This window comes from Rhodocista pekingensis (assembly GCF_042665545.1).
Classification (GTDB): Bacteria; Pseudomonadota; Alphaproteobacteria; order Azospirillales; family Azospirillaceae; genus Rhodocista; species Rhodocista pekingensis.
Window position 1 is genome coordinate 654093 of record NZ_JBHTCM010000004.1, and the last position, 17743, is coordinate 671835.

The window sequence follows — 17743 nt, forward strand, 5'->3', positions numbered from 1 at the left end:
GGCGTTTCCTCCCTAGACTCAGGCCGCTCTGTGAGCGGCCCTTTTTTTGCCAGAACGTCGCAGCGGCGACAACCCCCCATCCGGGTGGGTTGCGCAACAAAAGTCCTAGACCGCCCCTGTGGACAAGTCTGGGGACAGCTCACGCGCATCCTGGGGCCGCCCGCAGCCCCCCTCGTGCGTCCTGCCGCCCTGGCGCCATGGCAGCATGCCTCCGGAAAGCGCGGCGAATGCCGGGATCAGGGTACCGGCCGGCGCGACTCGGGCTGATACGGCCGTGCTGTGGATAGTTCCGGCTGCCGCTTGCATCCGCGCGCCCGGGGGGCTTTGATCGCCTCCCCCACTCGACTGCCGCCCGGACGGGAGACGGCGCCATGTACGCCCTGGTCAACGCCACCCTGGAAAGCCCCGACGGCCCCCTGGCCGGCCACGCCCTCGTGGTGGAGGGTGACCGTATCGGTGCCCTGCTGCCGGAACGGGAGCTGCCGGCCACGCTGCGCCGGATCGACCTGGGCGGCGGCATCCTGGCACCCGGCTTCATCGACCTTCAGGTGAATGGCGGCGGCGGCGTGCTGCTGAACGACGACCCGTCGCCGGAAGCGTTCGCCCGTGTGGCCGCGGCGCACCGCCGCTCCGGCACCACCGCCCTGCTGCCCACCCTCATCAGCGACCGCCTGCCCGTCCGCACGGCTGCGGTCGCGGCGCTGGAGGCGGTGCGGGCCAAGGGGCTTCCGTCGATCCTGGGCCTGCACCTGGAAGGACCGCATCTCTTCCCCGGCCGGCGTGGCGTGCATCCGGCCGGGGCGCTGGCGCCGCCGACGGAGGCGGATTTCGCGCTGGTGGAGCGGGCCGCGCGGTCGGGCCCGGTGCTCGTGACGGTGGCGCCGGAGGTCGTGGGACCCGACGGCATCCGGCGGTTCCGGGCGGCCGGCGCCGTCGTCGCGCTCGGCCACAGCGACGCCTCCCATGCCGATGCCGGCACCGCCTTCGCGGCGGGGGCCGCAGGGGTGACGCACCTGTTCAACGCCATGAGCCAGCTCGGCAGCCGGGAACCCGGGCTGGTCGGCGCCGCCCTGGGCCACGATGACGTCTGGTGCGGCCTGATCGCGGACGGGCACCATGTCCACTGGGCGTCGGTCCGGCTGGCCTGGCGGGTCAAGCGCCGCCGGCTGGTGCTGGTGACCGACGCCATGCCCCCGGTGGGAGCGGCGACGCCCGAGGGCTACGTCCTCGGCGGGGAGTGCATCCGGGTCGAGGGCGGCCGCTGCGTCACGGCGGAGGGGCGGCTCGCCGGCTCCGCGCTGGACATGGCGGCGGCGGTGCGCAACATGGTCCGCCATGTCGGGGTGCCGCTTTCCGAGGCCCTGGCCCTGGCCGCCGCGGCTCCCGCGGATGCGCTTGGCCTGGGTCACCGGCTCGGCCGCCTGCGGCCCGGGCTTCGAGCCGATCTCGTCCATCTGGACGGGTCCCTGGAGGTCCGCCGGACCTGGGTCGCCGGGATGGCCGATCCGCCCCTCTGATACCGTCCCTCGGCGGCAGGGGCACCCCCTTCCGGGTCGGTATGCCGTCCGAAGGCGTAAGCCGCGACCCGGCCGCGATCCGCTATCGTCCGCGGGTGCAGCGCAACCTTTCCCCCTTGGGGACCGTTGCCGACCTTGTGAACACGCATGTCCGCGGAAGGACCGGTCGCGACGATGAGAAGCGGATCACTGGCTGCCGCCGAGCCCGATGAGACCGGACCGGAGCTCGATGCTGACGCCATCTTCAACGGCCTGCTGCTCGCCCTGATCGGCCGCCGCCGCCTGCTGATCCTGGTCGGCGACACGCCCGGCGAGCGGATCGCCCTGCTGGCGCGGCTGGCCCGGCATGTCGAGACCGACGGGTCGCTGGTGCTGACGGTCAGTGCCGGACCCGGCGTCACGGTCGAGGATCTGATCGAGGTCGCCGGCCGCGCCCTGCTGGAGGGGCGCGCCACCGACGAGAGCCAGTTCGACGCCCTGGTCGAACTGCTGGAGGACCGGCTGGACCGGGCCGGCACCGGCGTCCTGATGGTGGAGGAGGCCGAGCGGCTTCCCCCGGACACGCTGCGGGATCTGGTCGAGCTGTCGGGATCGCTGAGCGCAGAGGGCAACTTCCTTCAGATCCTGCTGTCCGGCGGTCCGGAGCTGGAGGGACGGCTGCATCAGGCGGACCTGATGCCGGTCCTGCGGGCGGTCGGGAGCCTCTATCGCATGCCGCCGACCCGGCCGGCGGGCCGCAGCGAAGACGGGCCGGGCGTACCGCCGGCCGCCCTGCGACCGTCGCGCCGGCCGGTGGTGGAGCCGGCGTCCCGGTCGGCAGGCTCCGCGGGCTGGTTCCTGCTCGCCCTGCTGGCCGCGACCGGTGCCGCCGGAGCCTGGTGGCTGGGCGGCGCGGACGGGAGCCTGTGGACCGCACCCGCTCGCCCGGCCCCGCCGTCCATCCAGAGGGCGGAGGCCCCGGCAGCGCCGGAAATGCCGGTCGGCGCCCCCCGCTCCGACGGAGCGGACGATGACGCCCGCCCCGCCGGAACGGCCCCGGTGCCCGCGACGGACACGCCGGAGCCGGCCGCGGAGCCTCCGGCCGCGGAGTCGCGCCCGGTCACGGATGCAGAGACAGCGGCGCCGCTGGAGCCGCGCCCCCCTGAGGCCGCGGCCATCGACCTTCCCGTCGGGACGGCGACAGCACCGCCTGCGCCATCGGCGGAGACGGCGGACGCGGCCGACCGGCCCGACACGTCCCTGGTCGGTCCCCTGCTGGAGCGGGCGCAGGAGCAGATCGCGGCCCGCCAGCTCACCACGCCCCGCAACGACAACGCCCTGGACACGCTGCGCGCGATCATGGAGGTGGCACCCGGACATCCCGCGGTGGCGGAGATGCGGCAGCGGATCATCGCCACCTACCGGCAGTGGGCGCGCCTGTCCGAACAGCGCGGCGACTGGGACCTGGCCCGCATCTACTACCAGCGCGCCCTGCGGGTGGACCCGGCGAACCGGACGCTGACACAGCTTCTGGACTCGCTCGGCGCCCGCCGGGCCGGCGGTCGCCCCGTCGCCGCGGCGGCAGAGGCGCCGGCCGCGTCCACCCGGCCCGCCCCGGCCGAGAGCCGTCCGGACCCGGACGAACCGCCGCCGCCCCGGCTGCGCTGAACCGCGACCGTCAGTCCAGGGTCGGGGCCCGCCGTTCCCGCGGGCTGCCGGCGGGCGCGGCGGAAGTGGCCGGTCGGGACGGGGGGCGCGCTTCCGCCTCGATCAGGGCGACCAGGGCCGCCAGAATGTCCACCGGCCGCGGCGGGCAGCCGGGGATCATGAGATCGACCGGCACCACCTTCTCCACCCCGCCGACCACGGCATAGCTGTCCGCGAACGGTCCGCCGTCGATGGCGCACTGACCCAGCGCCACCACCCATTTCGGGTCGGGCGTGGCCTCCCAGGTCTTCAGCAGCGCCTCGCGCATGTTCGTCGTGACCGGGCCGGTGACCAGCAGCACGTCGGCATGCCGGGGCGAGGCGACGAAACTGAACCCGAAGCGCTCCAGGTCGTAGACCGGGTTGTTCAGCGCGTGGATCTCCATCTCGCAGGCATTGCAGGAGCCGGCATCGACCTGCCGGATGGCAAGGCTGCGCCCCAGCCGCCGGCGCGAGGCCGTGTCCAGCCGGCGGGCGAGCGCTTCGACGGTGGCGTCGGCGGGGGCCGGCCCGGCGATGGTGCGGGGCCCCTTCAGCAGGATGCGGGCGATCACTCCGAACATGCCCGGCCTCTCATAGATCGTGGCCCGAATAGGAGCAGTTGAACGACTTGTTGCAGATCGGGAAGTCCGCGACGATGTTGCCCTCGATCGCGGCCTCCAGCAGCGGCCACTGGAACCAGGACGGGTCGCGCAGATGCGCCCGCTCGATCCGCCCGCCCGCCCCCAGCCGCAGCCAGCACAGCACGTCGCCGCGGAAGCTCTCCACCAGCGCCATCCCCTCCGCCGGCTGCTCCGGCACCGGCAGCAGGGCCCGGGCCGGGCCGGGCTCCAGCCGCTTCAGAATCTGGCGGATCAGGCGGATGGTCTGCTCCACCTCCGCAAAGCGGATCAGGATGCGGGCGTTGACGTCGCCGTGCGGCAGCGTCGGCACGTCGAATTCCAGGTCCGGATAGGGCACGTAGCCGGGGCTGCGGCGGGCATCGACGGCGCGGGAGGAGGCCCGGCCGACAGGCCCGCCGGCACCGAAGCGGTGCGCCAGCGCGGGCGACACGATCCCCGTCCCGACTGTCCGGTCCAGCAGCGAGGAGGTGCCGTCGTAGAGCGCCGCGAGTTGCCGCACCACGCGCGGCACCTCGTCCAGCATGTCGTAGACGGCGGCCCGGCCCTCCTCCTTCAGGTCCACGGCGACGCCGCCGGGCACGATCCGGTCCATCATGAAGCGGTGGCCGAAGCAGATGTCCGCCGTCCGCATCACCCGCTCGCGCAGGGTGGCCCCTTCCGCCAGCATCAGGGCGAAGGCGGCGTCGTTGCAGATGGCGCCGATGTCGTTCAGGTGGTTCGCCAGCCGCTCCAGCTCCGCCATCAGGGCGCGCAGCAGCCGGGCGCGCGGTGGCACCTCCAGCCTCAGCGCCGCCTCCACCGCCAGGGCGAAGGCCAAGGCATAGGCGACCGTGCTGTCGCCGGAGATGCGACCGGCCAGCCGGGCCGCCTCCTCCGGCGCCCGGCCGCGCATCAGCCGCTCCGTCCCCTTGTGGACATAGCCCAGCCGCTCCTCCAGCCGCACCACCGTCTCGCCCTGGCAGGAGAAGCGGAAATGCCCGGGCTCGATGATGCCGGCATGCACCGGCCCGACCGGGATCTGGTGCAGGCCGGGACCTTCGGCCGGCAGGAAGTCGTAGGCGCGCACCGCGGGCGCCGGGCCGGCGGGCGTCTTCCCCAGCGGCTGGCGCTGGCGCCAGCGGTCATGGTCCAGCCAGGGCCGGGTGTCGTCCAGCCCCTCCGGGACCAGCCCGGTCAGGTCCCGGATCGCCCGCTCCAGCCGCTTCGCCGACGGACGGACGGCGGAGAGCGAGGGGAACCGCCCCTCCGGACAGGCCAGGGAGAGGACGGCGATGTCCCCCTCCGCCTCGTCGCGCAGGGCGGCGTGGACGCAGGCGGCTTCCGCCCAGAGGCCCAGCAGGCTCCAGCCGCCATAGGGCAGCCGGTCGATCAGGGCGGTCCAGCCCTCCCGGTCCGTCTCGAACCGGGGCCAGGGCCGGTGCCGCTCGACGCGGCGGCCGACGCCGTCCAGGAACCCGATAAGCCCGTTGTCGCCCATGGCCATCACCCCAGCAGCGCCGCGACGGTCTGGAACCATGCCACCAGCGGCGCTGGCAGCCAGAGCCCGGCGACCAGCACCAGGGCCAGATGCAGGTAGAGCGGCACGAGGGCAGCGCCGGCCCGCCCCGGCGGCGCCGTCGGCTCCCCGAAGCAAAGCTCGTGCAGCCGCAGCATCAGGGCGCCGAATCCCAGCAGCAGACCCACCACGAAGATGACCGCCAGCCACGGCGCCCGGGCGAAGCTGGTGGTGGCGATCAGGAACTCGCTCATGAACACGCCGAAGGGCGGCAGCCCGGCGATCGCCACCACGCCCAGCAGCAGGCCCCAGCCCAGCGCCGGGTGGCTGGCGGTCAGGCCCCGGATGTCGGCCAGCTTCTGCGTCCCCGTCGCCTGCGTGACATGCCCGACGGCGAAGAAGATCGCCGACTTGGTCAGGCTGTGCAGGGTCATGTGCAGCAGCCCGGCGAAATTGGCGATCGGGCCCCCCATGCCGAAGGCGAAGGTGATGATGCCCATGTGCTCGATCGAGCTGTAGGCGAAGAAACGCTTGATGTCGCGCCGCCGGTACAGCATCAGCGCCGCCAGCAGCAGCGTGCCCAGCCCCATCACGATCATGAGCTGTCCGGGTGCCAGCGCCTCCCCGTTCGCGGCCAGCAGCATCTTGAAGCGCAGCACGGCATAGAGCGCCACGTTCAGCAGCAGCCCGGACAGCACGGCGGAGATCGGCGTCGGCCCCTCCGCATGCGCGTCGGGCAGCCAGGCGTGCAGCGGCACCAGCCCCACCTTGGTGCCGTAGCCGATCAGCAGGAAGACGAAGGCGAGGTCCAGCAGATCCGGGTCGATCCGCGCTGCCGCCGGCATCAGGGCCGACCAGGACATGGCGGCGTCGCCCTCACCCAGCACCGGCTGCGCCGCCATGAACAGGAGGATGGTGCCGAACAGGGCCAGGGCGATGCCGACGCCGCAGAGGATGAAGTACTTCCAGGCCGCCTCGATGGCGGCATGGGTGCGGTAGAGGCTGACCATCAGCACGGTGGTCAGGGTCGCCCCCTCCACCGCCACCCAGAGGACGCCCAGATTGTTCGCCAGCAGCGCCAGCAGCATGGTGAACATGAACGCCTGGTACATGGCGTGGTAGAAGCGCAGATGCAGTGGCGGCAGACGCCCGTCCTCCAGCTCGTGCCGGATGTAGCCGGCACTGAACAGGCTGGTGGTGAAGCCGACGAAGGCCGTCAGCAGCACCAGATAGACGTTGAAATCGTCCACCAGCAGCAGCGGCGTCGTCTCCGGCCGGTAGAGGACGAGGGCGACGGCGGCCGCCAGCGTCAGGCCCGAGGCCAGCACGTTGATCCGCGCCGCCGCCCTGTAGCCGGGAACAGCCAGCAGCACGGCCGCAAACAGGGCCGGCAGGGCCAGCACGAGAGGGGCCAGGATGCCCGGCGTCAGCATGTCGGCCATCAGCATGTCGGGCGCCAGGGTCGGGGCCTGCATCACTCCCTCCGCCCCTCGCCCCGGAAGCTCTCCAGGTAATGGATGTCCAAGGTGTCGAACCGCTCGCGGATCTGGAAGAAGAAGATGCCGAAGATGATGAAGGCGACCATCACGGCGAACGCGACCAGCATCTCCACCACCAGCGGCATCCCCTTGACGCCGACCGCGGCCAGGATCAGGCCGTTCTCCAGGCTCATGAAGCCGATCACCTGACCGATGGCATTGCGCCGGGTGATCATCATCAGCAGGCCCAGCAGCACGACCGACAGCGCCAGCGCCAGACCCTCGCGTGTCAGCGCGGACGCCTCTGCCGTCAACGGCAGGACGAGAAGGAGGGCCAGCGTCACGAGGGAGACGCCGATCACCATGGTCGGCCCCACGCCCATGGCCTGCTGCACCGTGCGGTGGATGCCCAGGCGCTCGATGATGCGCAGCAGCGCCAGCGGGATGATCAGCGCCTTGAACACCAGGGCGATGACGGCGGTGACGTAGAGGTGCGGGTTGTCCTGGAAGAAGCCCTGCCACGCCGCCGCCGCCGCCAGGAAGACGGACTGGGTGGCGAAGGCGCTGATGAGCGCCGTCAACCGGCGCTGGTAGAGCAGCGCAAAGCTCATCAGCAGGACCGAAGCCCCGAGCAGATGCGCCATGTCGTAGCCGATCTCACCCATCGGACCCTCTACAGCGCCGTGGAGACGAACAGGAAGATCGCCGCCAGCAGCCCCAGCAGCAGCGCGCCGCCCAGAAACTCGCCGACGCGGAAGACCCGCATCTTCGCCACCGTCGTCTCGAACAGGGCCAGCGCCGCGGCCGCTGCCAGCAGCTTGCCCAGGAAGGAGCCCAGGCCGATGGCCCAGGCAGCCGGACCGTCGCCCGGCTGGGCGATGCCCCAGGGCACGAAGACGCAGAGGATCAGCGCCATGAACAACAGCAGGCGCAGCATCCCCGCCGCCTCCATCAGCGCCAGATGGCGGCCGGAATATTCCAGCACCATGGCCTCGTGGACCATGGTCAGCTCCAGATGCGTGGCGGGATTGTCCACCGGGATGCGCCCGGCCTCCGCGATGGCGACCATGATCAGGCTGATCAGCCCCAGCGCCAGGGAGACGCGCAGCCCCACCCCCTGCCCCAGCGTGCCGTCCACGATGGCGGCCAGCGAGGTGGTCTGGAGCAGGATCGCCAGGGTGAAGATCACGGCCAGCATGGCCGGCTCCGCCAGGGCGGAGATCATCGCCTCCCGCGAGGCGCCGAGCCCGCCGAAGGCGGTGCCGATGTCCATGGCGGCCAGCCCGGTGAAGAAGCGCGCCGTCGTCAGCAGCGCCACCAGCGCGATCAGGTCCGCCACCGGCGCCAGCGCCAGCGCCGTCGTGAAGGTCGGCACCAGTCCGGCCGCCAGCCAGAGCATGGTGAAGACGATGTAGGGCGTGGCGCGGAACAGCCAGGAGGCGTTCTCCGCCACCACGGCCTCCTTGCGGGTCAGGCGCAGCAGGGCGCGGTAGGGTTGCAGCACCGGCGGCCCGCGCCGTCCCTGCAACCGCGCCTTGATGCCCCGCACCACGCCGGTCAGCAGCGGCGCCAGCGCCAGCACCACCAGCATCTGCACGCACTGGAACAGGACGGCGAGTGCGGCCTCCGAAACCTGCCCGCTCATTTCACCACCGCCACGACGGTCAGCAGGAAGACCAGCGCCCCGAACATCAGGGTCAGGTAATGCCGGATGGTCAGGAACTGCATCCCGTTGGCCCTGTCCGCCAGCCAGCCGACGGCACGGCAGAGCGGGTCGATCAGCCAGGTCCAGGCCGGGTCGGAGCTGCGGACCTCCAGCCGGGCCGGCCGCATCTCCCCCGGCTCCGGCATGTCCACCCGCTCACGCGCGGCGAAGACGCCGGCGGCGAAGACCCGGCGCAGCGGCTGGGAGAAGCTGTCGCCGCTGTACTGGGCCACGGGACCGACATCGGGATGGCCGCAGCCCCAGGGCTCGCCCCGGCGCACCGCGGCGTCGGAGGTGCGGACGATCAGAAGCCGCAGCAGCACCGTGAGCGCCGCGGTCAGGCCCAGGACGAACAGGCCGCTGTAGGAATTGCCGCCGAAACCGTCGCCCGGGGCGGCAGGGGCCAGCCACATCCAGGCCAGCGTCCCGGCACGGCTGTCCATCGGGGCGCCGACCATGCCGGCGGCAGCATCGCCGAACAGGGCAAGGACGCTGCCCGGCAGCACCCCCACCAGCAGGCAGAGCGCGGCCGGCAGCAGCATCGCCAGCAGCATGGCGGGTCCGACCTCGCGCGCCTGGGCCGCGGCGGGCGAGCGCGGGCGGCCCAGGAAGACGATGCCGTAGAAGCGCAGGAAGCAGGCGGCGGTGAGCGCCGCGGCCAGGGCCAGGGCGACGCCGACGACCATGGTCGCCACCTTCATCTCCCACAGCCCGAGCTGCGGTCCGCTGAGCACCGCCTGGAACAGCAGCCATTCCGACGCGAAGCCGTTCAGCGGCGGCAGCGCGGAGATGGCGGCGGCCCCGACCAGCACCAGGGGCGCCGTCCGCGGCAGCCGGTGGATCAGCCCGCCCAGGCGGTTCAGCCCGCCCTGCCCCGTCGCCGTCAGCACGGCGCCGGCGCCATAGAACAGCAGCGTCTTGTAGAGGCTGTGATTGAGCGCGTGCAGCAGCGCCGCGGAGAAGGCGATCGCCGCCACGCCCTGCTGCCCGTCCGCCTTGAACACCAGCGCCAGCCCCAGCCCGACGGAGATGACGCCGATGTTCTCCACCGTGGAATAGGCCAGCAGGCGCTTCATCTCGTCCTGCATCAGGGCGTAGAGGATGCCCAGCACCGCCGTCACCGACCCCAGCGCCAGCAGCACCCCGCCCCACCACCAGTCCGGCGTGCCCGCCAGATCGAACAGCACCCGCACCAGGGCATAGACCGCGACCTTGGTCATCACCCCGCTCATCAGGGCGGAGACGTGGCTCGGCGCCGCCGGATGCGCCAGCGGCAGCCAGACATGCAGCGGCGCCAGACCCGCCTTGGACCCGGCCCCGAGCACCACCAGCACCACCGCCAGCCCGGCGGCGAGCGGACCATGCGGTGCCGCACGGATGTCGTCGAAGCCGTAGCCGCCGGCACTGCCGGCCAGCACCCCGAAGCAGAGCAGCAGCACCATGGTGCCGAAGCTCGCCATGATCAGGTAGATGCGCCCCGCCTCGCGGTTGCCGGCCTCCCGGTGGTTCGCCAGCACCAGCAGCCAGGAGGTCAGCGACATGAACTCCCAGCCGACCAGGAACAGGAAGGCGTCGCTGGCCAGAAGCACAAGGTTCATCCCCGCCAGGAACAGCGGGAAGGCCGGCAGCACGCGGCCCGGCTCCAGCCCGTGGCCGCTGCCGGCCTGGGCCCGGCCATAGCCCCAGCCGAACAGGCTGGCCGTGACTCCGGCAAGGTTCACCATCAGCAGGAAGACGGCCGAGAGCGCGTCCAGCACCAGCTCGGAGCGCAGCCACGGCAGGCCCACGGGCACCGGCATCCGCCAGACGCCGCCGGACCCCAGCAGATGCACGAGGGCGGCCAGAACCAGCACCGCGCAGCAGGCCGCGGTGCCGCCGTAGACGAGCAGGGCCGTGCGCGGCGACCGGGGACGGACGGCGCCGATGCCCCCCAGCGTCAGCAGGAGGAGCAGGGATGGGAGAACGAACTGCAAGGCGGGCACCCTCGACGAGGATGCCCCTAGTTTAGGGATCGCCCCCCCGTCCTGCGCAAGCCCGAACTGCACGGCCCCCGTCCCGGTGAGGGAGCGACAGCGCACGGTCGGAAAAAGAAAGCCCCGGAACCATGCGGTGCCGGGGCTCGGAGTTTCAACTAGGGAGGAAACGCAACCACAGTTGCCGGACCTTGATAGCCCGATCCCGTTAAGCGCCCGTTAATGGCGATCATGAAGCGACCTTAACAATCCTTGATACTACTTAATCGTGGAACCCCCGGGCGGCGCATCGCCTCTGGCAGCGGAGGCCGGCTTGCGCTATGCAGCCCCCCGGTTCCGATTTCCGGCTAATGATCCATGCTCAGCATCGCCCAGCGCATCGCCCAGGAACTCGCCGTCCGCCCGCAGCAGGTGGAAGCGGCGGTCGCCCTCCTGGACGAAGGCTCCACGGTCCCCTTCGTCGCCCGCTACCGCAAGGAGGCCACCGGCGGCCTGGACGACACCCAGCTCCGCACCCTTGAGGAGCGGCTGCGCTACCTGCGCGAACTGGAGGAGCGCCGCACGGCGATCCTTCAGTCCATCACCGAGCAGGGAAAGCTGACCCCCGAACTGGAGAAGGAGATCACCGAGGCGGACACCAAGACCCGACTCGAGGACCTCTACCTGCCCTACCGGCCGAAGCGGCGGACCAAGGCCATGATCGCCCGCGAGGCCGGGCTGGAGCCGCTGGCCGACCTGCTGCTGGGCGACCCGTCGCGCCAGCCGGAGGCCGAGGCCGCCGCCTTCGTGGACGCCGAGAAAGGCGTCGCCGACGTGAAGGCCGCGCTGGACGGCGCCCGCGCCATCCTGGTGGAACGCATGGGCGAGACTGCCGAACTGGTCGGCAGCCTGCGCACCTACTGCTACGAACACGGCCGCGTCGTCTCCAAGGTGGTGGAGGAGAAGCGCGAGGAAGGCGCCAAGTTCAGCGACTATTTCGACTTCGGCGAGGCGCTGAAGCAGGTTCCCTCGCACCGGGCGCTGGCGCTGTTCCGCGGCCGCGCCGCCGGCGTGCTGGACCTCAAGATGGAAGTCGGCGAGGAGCCGCCGCCGGGCACGCCGCACACCTGCGAGGCGATGATCGCCGCCCGCTTCGGCATCGCCGACCGGGGCCGCGCCGCCGACCGCTGGCTGCTGGACACCTGTCGCTGGGCCTGGCGCACCAAGATCGCCCTGCACCTGGAACTGGACCTGATGGGCGTCATCCGCGACCGCGCGGAGGACGAGGCGATCAGCGTCTTCGGCCTGAACCTGAAGGATCTGCTGCTGGCCCCGCCGGCCGGCCAGCGCGCCACGCTGGGCCTGGACCCCGGCATCCGCACCGGCGTGAAGGTCGCCGTGGTGGACGCCACCGGCAAGCTGGTGGAGACGACGACCATCTACCCGCACGAGCCGCGCCGCGACTGGGACGGCTCCATTGCCGTGCTGGCCGCGCTCTGCCTGCGCCACGGGGTCGAGCTGATCGCCATCGGCAACGGCACGGCCAGCCGCGAGACGGACAGGCTGGCCGGCGACCTGATGAAGCGGCACCCCGACCTGAAGGTCACCAAGGTGATGGTGTCGGAGGCCGGCGCCTCGGTCTACTCCGCCTCGGAGACGGCGGCGCTGGAGTTCCCCGGCCTGGACGTCAGCCTGCGCGGGGCGGTGTCCATCGCCCGCCGGCTCCAGGACCCGCTGGCCGAGCTGGTGAAGATCGACCCGAAGTCGATCGGCGTCGGCCAGTACCAGCACGATGTCAGCCCGGCCAAGCTGGCCCGCACCCTGGATGCCGTGGTCGAGGACTGCGTGAACGGCGTCGGCGTCGATCTCAACACCGCCTCGGTGCCGCTGCTGACCCGCGTCTCCGGCCTGTCGGAGAGCGTGGCGAAGAACGTCGTGGAGTTCCGCAACAGCAACGGCGCCTTCCGCCTGCGCCGGCAGCTTCTGGAGGTTTCCCGCCTCGGCCCCAAGGCGTTCGAGCAGGCCGCCGGCTTCCTGCGCATCCGCGACGGCGACAACCCGCTGGACGGCAGTGCGGTCCACCCGGAAGCCTATCCGGTGGTGGAGCGCATCCTGGCCCGCACCGGCCGCGACCTGAAGCAGATCATCGGCGACGTGGCCTTCCTGCGCTCGCTCGACCCGGCCGACTTCACGGACGAGCGGTTCGGCGTTCCCACCGTCACGGACATCCTGCGTGAGCTGGAGAAGCCGGGCCGCGATCCGCGGCCGGAGTTCAAGACAGCCGCCTTCAAGGAGGGTGTCGAGGAGCTGAAGGACCTGCAACCCGGCATGGTGCTGGAAGGCGTGGTGACGAACGTCACCAACTTCGGCGCCTTCGTCGATGTCGGCGTCCACCAGGACGGGCTGGTCCACATCTCGCAGCTTTCCCACACCTTCGTGAAGGACCCGCGCGCCGTGGTGAAGGCGGGCGACATCGTGAAGGTGAAGGTGCTGGAGGTGGACCTGAAGCGGCGCCGCGTCGCCCTCACCATGAAGCTGGACGAGCAGCCCGCGCCGCGCCGGGCCGAACCGCAGGCGCCGCGGGCAGAGCGGCAGCCGGGCGGTCCACGCCGTCCGGACGCGCCGCGGTCCGGGGACAACCGCCCCCGCCCCGCCCCGGCACGGGAGGAGCGTCCGGCCAAGGCTCCCGCCAAGGCCCCGGCGGCACAGCCGCAGGTCGGCGCGCTCGGCGCCGCCCTGGCCGAAGCGATGGCCCGCGCGAAGAAGGGCTGAGTTAGCCCGGCCCCGGAGGGAAACCCGGTCGGAGAGGTCCGACCGGGTCCGGCCCGCGAGGCGCCGTTTTCCGGTCAGGGTTCGCCGCGGAAGATGGCGACGACGGGCGCACCGCCCGCGACCTGACGCGCCCGGTACATGCCCGAGGTGTTGAAGCTCCAGGCGACCTGCCCGTCGGGCGTCACGGCGATGACACCACCGTCGCCGCCCAGCTCCGTCAGGTTGCGGCCGATCACCTCGTCGGCCGCAGCCTGGAGTCCCATGCCGCGCAGCTCCACCAGGGTGCAGATCGAGCGGGCGACGCCCAGGCGGATGAAGTACTCCCCCGTTCCGGTGGCGGAGACGGCGCAGGAGCGGTCGGAGGCGTAGGTGCCGGCGCCGATGACCGGCACGTCCCCGACCCGGCCCCAGATCTTGGCGGTGGTGCCACCGGTGGAGGTGGCGGCCGCCACATGCCCCTGCCTGTCCAGGGCGACGGCGCCGACGGTGCCGAACTTGCGGTCCTCCGGCCGGTAGGCCGCGGCGGCGTCGGCGGCCGGTTCCGGCGGCGCATCCGCCGGGCGCGGCGGCAGCGGCAGACCCCGCTGGCGCAGGGTGCGCAGCAGCGACTGCCAGCGCCATTCGGTGAAGAACCAGGCAGGCGGGGCCTGCTCCACCCCGGCCTCGCGGCCGAACTGCTCCGCCCCGGCGCCGATCAGCATGACGTGTGGCGAGCGCTCCATCACGGCGCGGGCCAGGGTGACCGGATGCCGGACGCCGGTGACGCCGGCCACGGCCCCCGCCTTCAGCGTCGCCCCGTCCATCACGGCGGCGTCCAGCTCGATCCGGCCGTCCGCCGTGAAGACGGCACCGCGGCCGGCATTGAACTGCGGGTCGTCCTCCAGCCCGCGGATGACGGCCTCCACCGCATCCAGCGCGGACCCGCCCGCCTCCAGCACCGCCCCGCCCCGCTCCAGCGCGGCCGAGAGCGCCGCGCGGTACGCTGCCTCCGTCTCCGGCCCCATCCGCTCACGGTCCATGGTGCCGGCCCCGCCATGCACGACAAGGGTCCAGGCCGGCCGCTCCACCGGGGCGGCGGGGGCCTGCTGCCCGGACGGCGTGGCGGCGCAGGCGGACAGCGACAGCGCCAGAAGAAGCAGGGCGCAGAAGCGGCGGGGACCCCGCCGTGTCGCATCGGCAGGGGGCAGGATATCGGGGGGCATGACGGTCTCCGCAGGGGCCTGACAGCAGCCGGCGACGATCCGGAGGCTCCCGGTCGGGGATGGATCGCCGGCACCCGTCCAGCTTGGATCACGCCCCCCGGCCTGCCTCAAGCCCTTTCGGACGGAGAGTCAGCCTTTCCGGGCGACCAGCTTGGCGCGGGCGATGGCCAGCGACTGCGACAGGGCCCGCCCGAGTTCGCCGCCGTCGCCGCGGATATCGTCGCGCACGATCGCGTGCATCGCGTCGATGTGCAGCGCGATCACCGTGAGCTGGGCCTGCGACGGATGCTCAAGCTCGACCAGGAAGCTGTTGAGATTGTGGGCGAACTCCGACAGCAGGTCGTAGCCGAAGGTCTTGCCCAGGGCCAGAATGCCTTCGGAAATCTTGAAGACACGGCGCAGATGGGCCGGCCGGTTCTCCGCGTCCGCCATCGCCGTGTTGAAGGCATCGTGCAGATCCGTCAGGTCGATGCGCGTCTGCGCCTTGTGGGCATCGGCCATCCGGGAGACATGGATATGGGCGCGTTCCAGCGCCGCCGGGTCGATCCGGCCGGGCTTGCCGTCAGCCGATCCCCCGACCTTCTCGCGCAGCCTGTTCGGCCGCCGGATGATCTCGACATGCGGCTTCTTGTCGGTGCTCATGCCTCGGTCTCCTGTTGCGGGGCATCGCCCGGTTCTCTCTCCGCCTGGGGTTCCACGACGACATGCTCGCCCTCGTCCACGAGCCGGACACCCTCCTCCGTCATGACGCGCCGGTCCGCCCCGTCGAAGGGCAGGGTCTGACGCCGCCGGTCCGGGCCGAAATAGCCAGGGGCACGGACGAAGGGCCGCGGCCGGTCGATGACCGCCAGCAGCCGCGAGGCGACGTTCAGAACCGACATCGGCTTGGCCAGGTACTCCGTCACCCCGACATCGCGCGCCGCGGTCACCGAGCGGTAATCGGCCTCGCCGCTCATCATGATGAAGGGCAGGAATTTCACCTTGTCGCTTTCGTGGGTCCTGATCCAGCGCAACAGTTCCAGCCCGTCGCCCGGCGCCATCAGATGGTCGGCGAAGACGACGTCCACCTCCTTCACGTCGAGCTGCATCTGGGCCGACACTTCAAGGACTGCCATCGCCTCCTCCCCGTTGTCGGCCTGGATCACCTTGCCCACCCCGAGCGCCTTCAGGATGGTGACAAGGATGGAGCGGACGAAGCGGTTGTCGTCGGCAACCAGGATCGAAAGGTCGTCGAACCTGTAGTACTTGCCACTGGTCCGCTTCGGGGTCATGGGCGTCGTCGGAGGTACGCGGGATCGGAGGATGATACTAGCCCGACCGGAGTGGCGCGACCACCGGAGGTTTGGGCGCAGCCGCTCCTGCGGGGCGGGCATGCACCGCCGCACCGTGCCGTACAGACGGTCGTTCCACGCGCCGGCATCAGTCCCGGATGGCCACGGGCTGCCCCGACCGAAAGATCATGGCCGCGATCGGCATCCGGGAACCCTCCGCTTCTTAACGGTTTGCTTACCGCCCGCCGGCTAGATTTCGACATCTGCCGGACTGGCGCTGACGGAATCGGACGATGGCCACGAAGTCTGCTCCCCCGAACGACAACGCCTACGACGACACGCTGGAACGTACCGCCGTCGTCATGTACGCCCTGCTGGAGCAGTTGCACGAGGTCCTGGCCGACTCCGGCAAGCCCGACGACGTCAATCTGGGCATGCTGATGGGCCTGACGATGTACCTGGACGACCGCATCGGGCCGTTCCGGGCCGAACGGCTGATGGCCTCGTCCCCGTCCATCATCCTGAAGACGGACGCCCATGTCGTGCGGGAACAGCTCGACCAGTTCCTGCCGGTGCTGAACGCCTTCGGCGAACATCTGGCGAAGCTGGAGCCGACCGCCCGCACCCGCAACCTGGAACCTGCCCGCTGAGCCTCCGGCGCCCCTGACCGGCGTTCCCGCCTGCGCCTTCCGGACGGTCCGCACGGCGGCGGAATGCATAAAATTGCCGCGGCCGGTCTTCCGATCCGCCCCTCCCCCTCCCACCTCTGCTCCAGGCGGCGCCCGTCGGTGCCGCATCAGCGTGCCCCGCGGGAGGGCTCATGGACTGGGTAGCGGTCGTCGCTGTCGCAACACTGGTCGGCGGACTGGGCTTCGGAGCCCTGCTCGCCGTCTTCTGCCTGGGCATGAGCGCAACGGTGCGCCGGAGCCTGGAAGAGGTTTCCTCGCGCCAGATCCAGTCCATCCGGCAGCTTTCCGAGGCGCAGGCGCAGCAGCAGCGCCAGCTTCAGGAGGCGCGTCTCCAGATCCAGGCCCTGACCCAGGCCAACCGGCATCTTGCCGAACAGATCAGGACACTCGGCGAGCGCGTGGGCGATGTCGGCGGACCGCCGGCGCCTTCCGCACGCGACCGCACCCTGCACTGACGCCCATGCCGCACTCCCCCGCCCGTCCCGACAGGCAGACCGAACGCACCCGCTGGACCCGGAGCGCTGACGCCTGGGACCGCTGGGCCGACCGGATGGCCGAGCCCGCCGACCGCATGAACCAGCCGCTGCTGCGTGCCGTCGGACTCGCGCCGGGGCATCGCCTGCTCGACCTCGCCTCCGGGACCGGAGAGCCGGCCCTGTCGGCGGCGGCCCTCGTCGGCGCTGACGGGCTGGTGGTCGCCACCGATCTGGTCGCGTCCATGCTGGAGGGCACCCGCCGCCGGGCGGCGCAGCGCCGCACGGACGCCCTGCACTTCTCCCTGGCGGACATGGAGCATCTGCCCTTCGCCGCCGCGAGCTTCGACCGGGTCACCTGCCGCTTCGGGCTGATGTTCGCCCCCGATGCCGTGCGGGCTGCCGCGGAGGTCGCGCGGGTGCTGCGGCCCGGCGGCGTCGCCGGGTTCGTCGTCTGGGGACCGGCGGAGGAGAACACCCTGTTCCGGGAACTGGCTGCCGCCGTGGATAGCGTCCTGGGACCGGACCCGGAGGCGGGCATGCCGATCCTGTTCCGCTTCGCGGCCGAGGGCAGCCTCGCGGCCGCCCTGGCGGAGGGCGGGCTGGAGGTGACGGACGAGCAGCCGCTGCGGCTGGACCACAGCGTACCCGCCGGCCGTCCCTTCTGGGCGCCGACGCTGGACATGGGGTTCGCCCCCCGGCTGACGGGGGAGCCGGCGGAGCGCCTGGCAGCCGTCAGAGAGACGGCGGACCAGCGTTTCCGCGACCTTGCCGGTCCCGACGGCATGGTCCCGGTGCGCCTGCACGCCCGCCTCTGCATCGGCCGGAAGGCCTGAACGACGGAAGCGCAGCCGCCCCTCAGGGCAAAGCTGTCCAGCCGG

The 17743-nt window shown here is 71.8% G+C and carries 15 protein-coding genes; 6 read left to right on the top strand and 9 right to left on the bottom strand.

The features are described 5' to 3' along the window. The first annotated feature begins 371 nt into the window (after window positions 1-371). Both nagA and ACFQPS_RS03715 read left to right on the top strand, forming a co-directional pair. Window positions 372-1517, top strand: a complete 1146-nt coding sequence (gene nagA / locus ACFQPS_RS03710; protein WP_377356536.1) for an N-acetylglucosamine-6-phosphate deacetylase — start codon at window positions 372-374, stop codon at window positions 1515-1517. A 174-nt stretch (window positions 1518-1691) separates the two neighbouring features. Next, a complete protein-coding gene (locus ACFQPS_RS03715; RefSeq protein WP_377356538.1) occupies window positions 1692-3164 on the top strand; it encodes an AAA family ATPase in 1473 nt (490 codons plus the stop codon). A gap of 10 nt (window positions 3165-3174) precedes the next feature. On the opposite strand, the gene ACFQPS_RS03720 is transcribed toward ACFQPS_RS03715, so the two are convergent. The 6 genes from ACFQPS_RS03720 to hyfB are packed head-to-tail and all read right to left on the bottom strand — an operon-like array spanning window position 3175 to window position 10485. Beyond that, a complete protein-coding gene (locus tag ACFQPS_RS03720; RefSeq protein ID WP_377356539.1) occupies window positions 3175-3765 on the bottom strand; it encodes an NADH-quinone oxidoreductase subunit B family protein in 591 nt (196 codons plus the stop codon). Window positions 3766-3775: 10 nt separating this feature from the next. Further along, complete coding sequence (locus ACFQPS_RS03725; protein ID WP_417715160.1) at window positions 3776-5302, bottom strand: hydrogenase large subunit; 1527 nt, start codon at window positions 5300-5302, stop codon at window positions 3776-3778. Between the two features lie 5 nt (window positions 5303-5307). Beyond that, on the bottom strand, window positions 5308-6795 hold the full coding sequence (locus ACFQPS_RS03730; protein WP_377356541.1) for a hydrogenase 4 subunit F: 1488 nt from the start codon (window positions 6793-6795) through the stop codon (window positions 5308-5310). Continuing rightward, a complete protein-coding gene (locus tag ACFQPS_RS03735; RefSeq protein ID WP_377356542.1) occupies window positions 6795-7463 on the bottom strand; it encodes a hydrogenase-4 component E in 669 nt (222 codons plus the stop codon). The genes ACFQPS_RS03730 and ACFQPS_RS03735 overlap by 1 nt, the downstream gene beginning before the upstream one ends. 8 nt (window positions 7464-7471) lie before the next feature. After that, the gene (locus ACFQPS_RS03740) at window positions 7472-8443 is read right to left on the bottom strand and encodes a respiratory chain complex I subunit 1 family protein (protein WP_377356543.1); all 972 of its coding nucleotides are present in this window, start codon (window positions 8441-8443) and stop codon (window positions 7472-7474) included. Beyond that, complete coding sequence (gene hyfB, locus ACFQPS_RS03745) at window positions 8440-10485, bottom strand: hydrogenase 4 subunit B (RefSeq protein ID WP_377356636.1); 2046 nt, start codon at window positions 10483-10485, stop codon at window positions 8440-8442. Before hyfB ends, ACFQPS_RS03740 begins: the two co-directional genes overlap by 4 nt. 348 nt (window positions 10486-10833) lie before the next feature. Between hyfB and ACFQPS_RS03750 the strand changes: the two genes are divergently transcribed. Then, window positions 10834-13227 (top strand): Tex family protein, encoded by a 2394-nt coding sequence (locus tag ACFQPS_RS03750; protein ID WP_377356545.1) that lies wholly within the window; start codon window positions 10834-10836, stop codon window positions 13225-13227. 74 nt (window positions 13228-13301) lie between these two features. Here the strand turns inward: ACFQPS_RS03750 and ACFQPS_RS03755 are convergent, their stop codons facing one another. From ACFQPS_RS03755 to ACFQPS_RS03765, 3 genes are all read right to left on the bottom strand, one after another. Beyond that, on the bottom strand, window positions 13302-14429 hold the full coding sequence (locus tag ACFQPS_RS03755) for an isoaspartyl peptidase/L-asparaginase family protein (RefSeq protein ID WP_377356546.1): 1128 nt from the start codon (window positions 14427-14429) through the stop codon (window positions 13302-13304). 129 nt (window positions 14430-14558) lie between these two features. Further along, window positions 14559-15071 carry a hypothetical protein gene (locus ACFQPS_RS03760; RefSeq protein WP_377356547.1) on the bottom strand — a complete coding sequence of 171 codons (513 nt, stop codon included), beginning with the start codon at window positions 15069-15071 and terminating at the stop codon, window positions 14559-14561. Beyond that, complete coding sequence (locus tag ACFQPS_RS03765) at window positions 15068-15700, bottom strand: response regulator (RefSeq protein WP_377356548.1); 633 nt, start codon at window positions 15698-15700, stop codon at window positions 15068-15070. The genes ACFQPS_RS03760 and ACFQPS_RS03765 overlap by 4 nt, the downstream gene beginning before the upstream one ends. 293 nt (window positions 15701-15993) lie before the next feature. Between ACFQPS_RS03765 and ACFQPS_RS03770 the strand changes: the two genes are divergently transcribed. From ACFQPS_RS03770 to ACFQPS_RS03780, 3 genes are all read left to right on the top strand, one after another. Then, window positions 15994-16350: a hypothetical protein gene (locus ACFQPS_RS03770; RefSeq protein WP_377356550.1), complete on the top strand. Its 357-nt coding sequence runs from the start codon at window positions 15994-15996 to the stop codon at window positions 16348-16350. Between the two features lie 170 nt (window positions 16351-16520). Continuing rightward, a complete protein-coding gene (locus ACFQPS_RS03775; RefSeq protein ID WP_377356551.1) occupies window positions 16521-16844 on the top strand; it encodes a hypothetical protein in 324 nt (107 codons plus the stop codon). 5 nt (window positions 16845-16849) lie between these two features. Next, window positions 16850-17698, top strand: coding sequence for a class I SAM-dependent methyltransferase (locus ACFQPS_RS03780; protein ID WP_377356552.1), 849 nt, complete (start codon window positions 16850-16852; stop codon window positions 17696-17698). The last annotated feature ends 45 nt before the right edge of the window (window positions 17699-17743 follow it).

Excerpts from the sequence above, each read along its gene's own strand:
- nagA (WP_377356536.1), top strand. The coding sequence starts at position 372 with ATGTACGCCCTGGTCAACGCCACCCTGGAAAGCCCCGACGGCCCCCTG.
- ACFQPS_RS03715 (WP_377356538.1), top strand. The coding sequence starts at position 1,692 with ATGAGAAGCGGATCACTGGCTGCCGCCGAGCCCGATGAGACCGGACCG.
- ACFQPS_RS03720 (WP_377356539.1), bottom strand. The coding sequence starts at position 3,765 with ATGTTCGGAGTGATCGCCCGCATCCTGCTGAAGGGGCCCCGCACCATC.
- ACFQPS_RS03725 (WP_417715160.1), bottom strand. The coding sequence starts at position 5,302 with ATGGGCGACAACGGGCTTATCGGGTTCCTGGACGGCGTCGGCCGCCGC.
- ACFQPS_RS03730 (WP_377356541.1), bottom strand. The coding sequence starts at position 6,795 with ATGCAGGCCCCGACCCTGGCGCCCGACATGCTGATGGCCGACATGCTG.
- ACFQPS_RS03735 (WP_377356542.1), bottom strand. The coding sequence starts at position 7,463 with ATGGGTGAGATCGGCTACGACATGGCGCATCTGCTCGGGGCTTCGGTC.
- ACFQPS_RS03740 (WP_377356543.1), bottom strand. The coding sequence starts at position 8,443 with ATGAGCGGGCAGGTTTCGGAGGCCGCACTCGCCGTCCTGTTCCAGTGC.
- ACFQPS_RS03750 (WP_377356545.1), top strand. The coding sequence starts at position 10,834 with ATGCTCAGCATCGCCCAGCGCATCGCCCAGGAACTCGCCGTCCGCCCG.
- ACFQPS_RS03755 (WP_377356546.1), bottom strand. The coding sequence starts at position 14,429 with ATGCCCCCCGATATCCTGCCCCCTGCCGATGCGACACGGCGGGGTCCC.
- ACFQPS_RS03760 (WP_377356547.1), bottom strand. The coding sequence starts at position 15,071 with ATGAGCACCGACAAGAAGCCGCATGTCGAGATCATCCGGCGGCCGAAC.
- ACFQPS_RS03765 (WP_377356548.1), bottom strand. The coding sequence starts at position 15,700 with ATGACCCCGAAGCGGACCAGTGGCAAGTACTACAGGTTCGACGACCTT.
- ACFQPS_RS03770 (WP_377356550.1), top strand. The coding sequence starts at position 15,994 with ATGGCCACGAAGTCTGCTCCCCCGAACGACAACGCCTACGACGACACG.
- ACFQPS_RS03775 (WP_377356551.1), top strand. The coding sequence starts at position 16,521 with ATGGACTGGGTAGCGGTCGTCGCTGTCGCAACACTGGTCGGCGGACTG.
- ACFQPS_RS03780 (WP_377356552.1), top strand. The coding sequence starts at position 16,850 with ATGCCGCACTCCCCCGCCCGTCCCGACAGGCAGACCGAACGCACCCGC.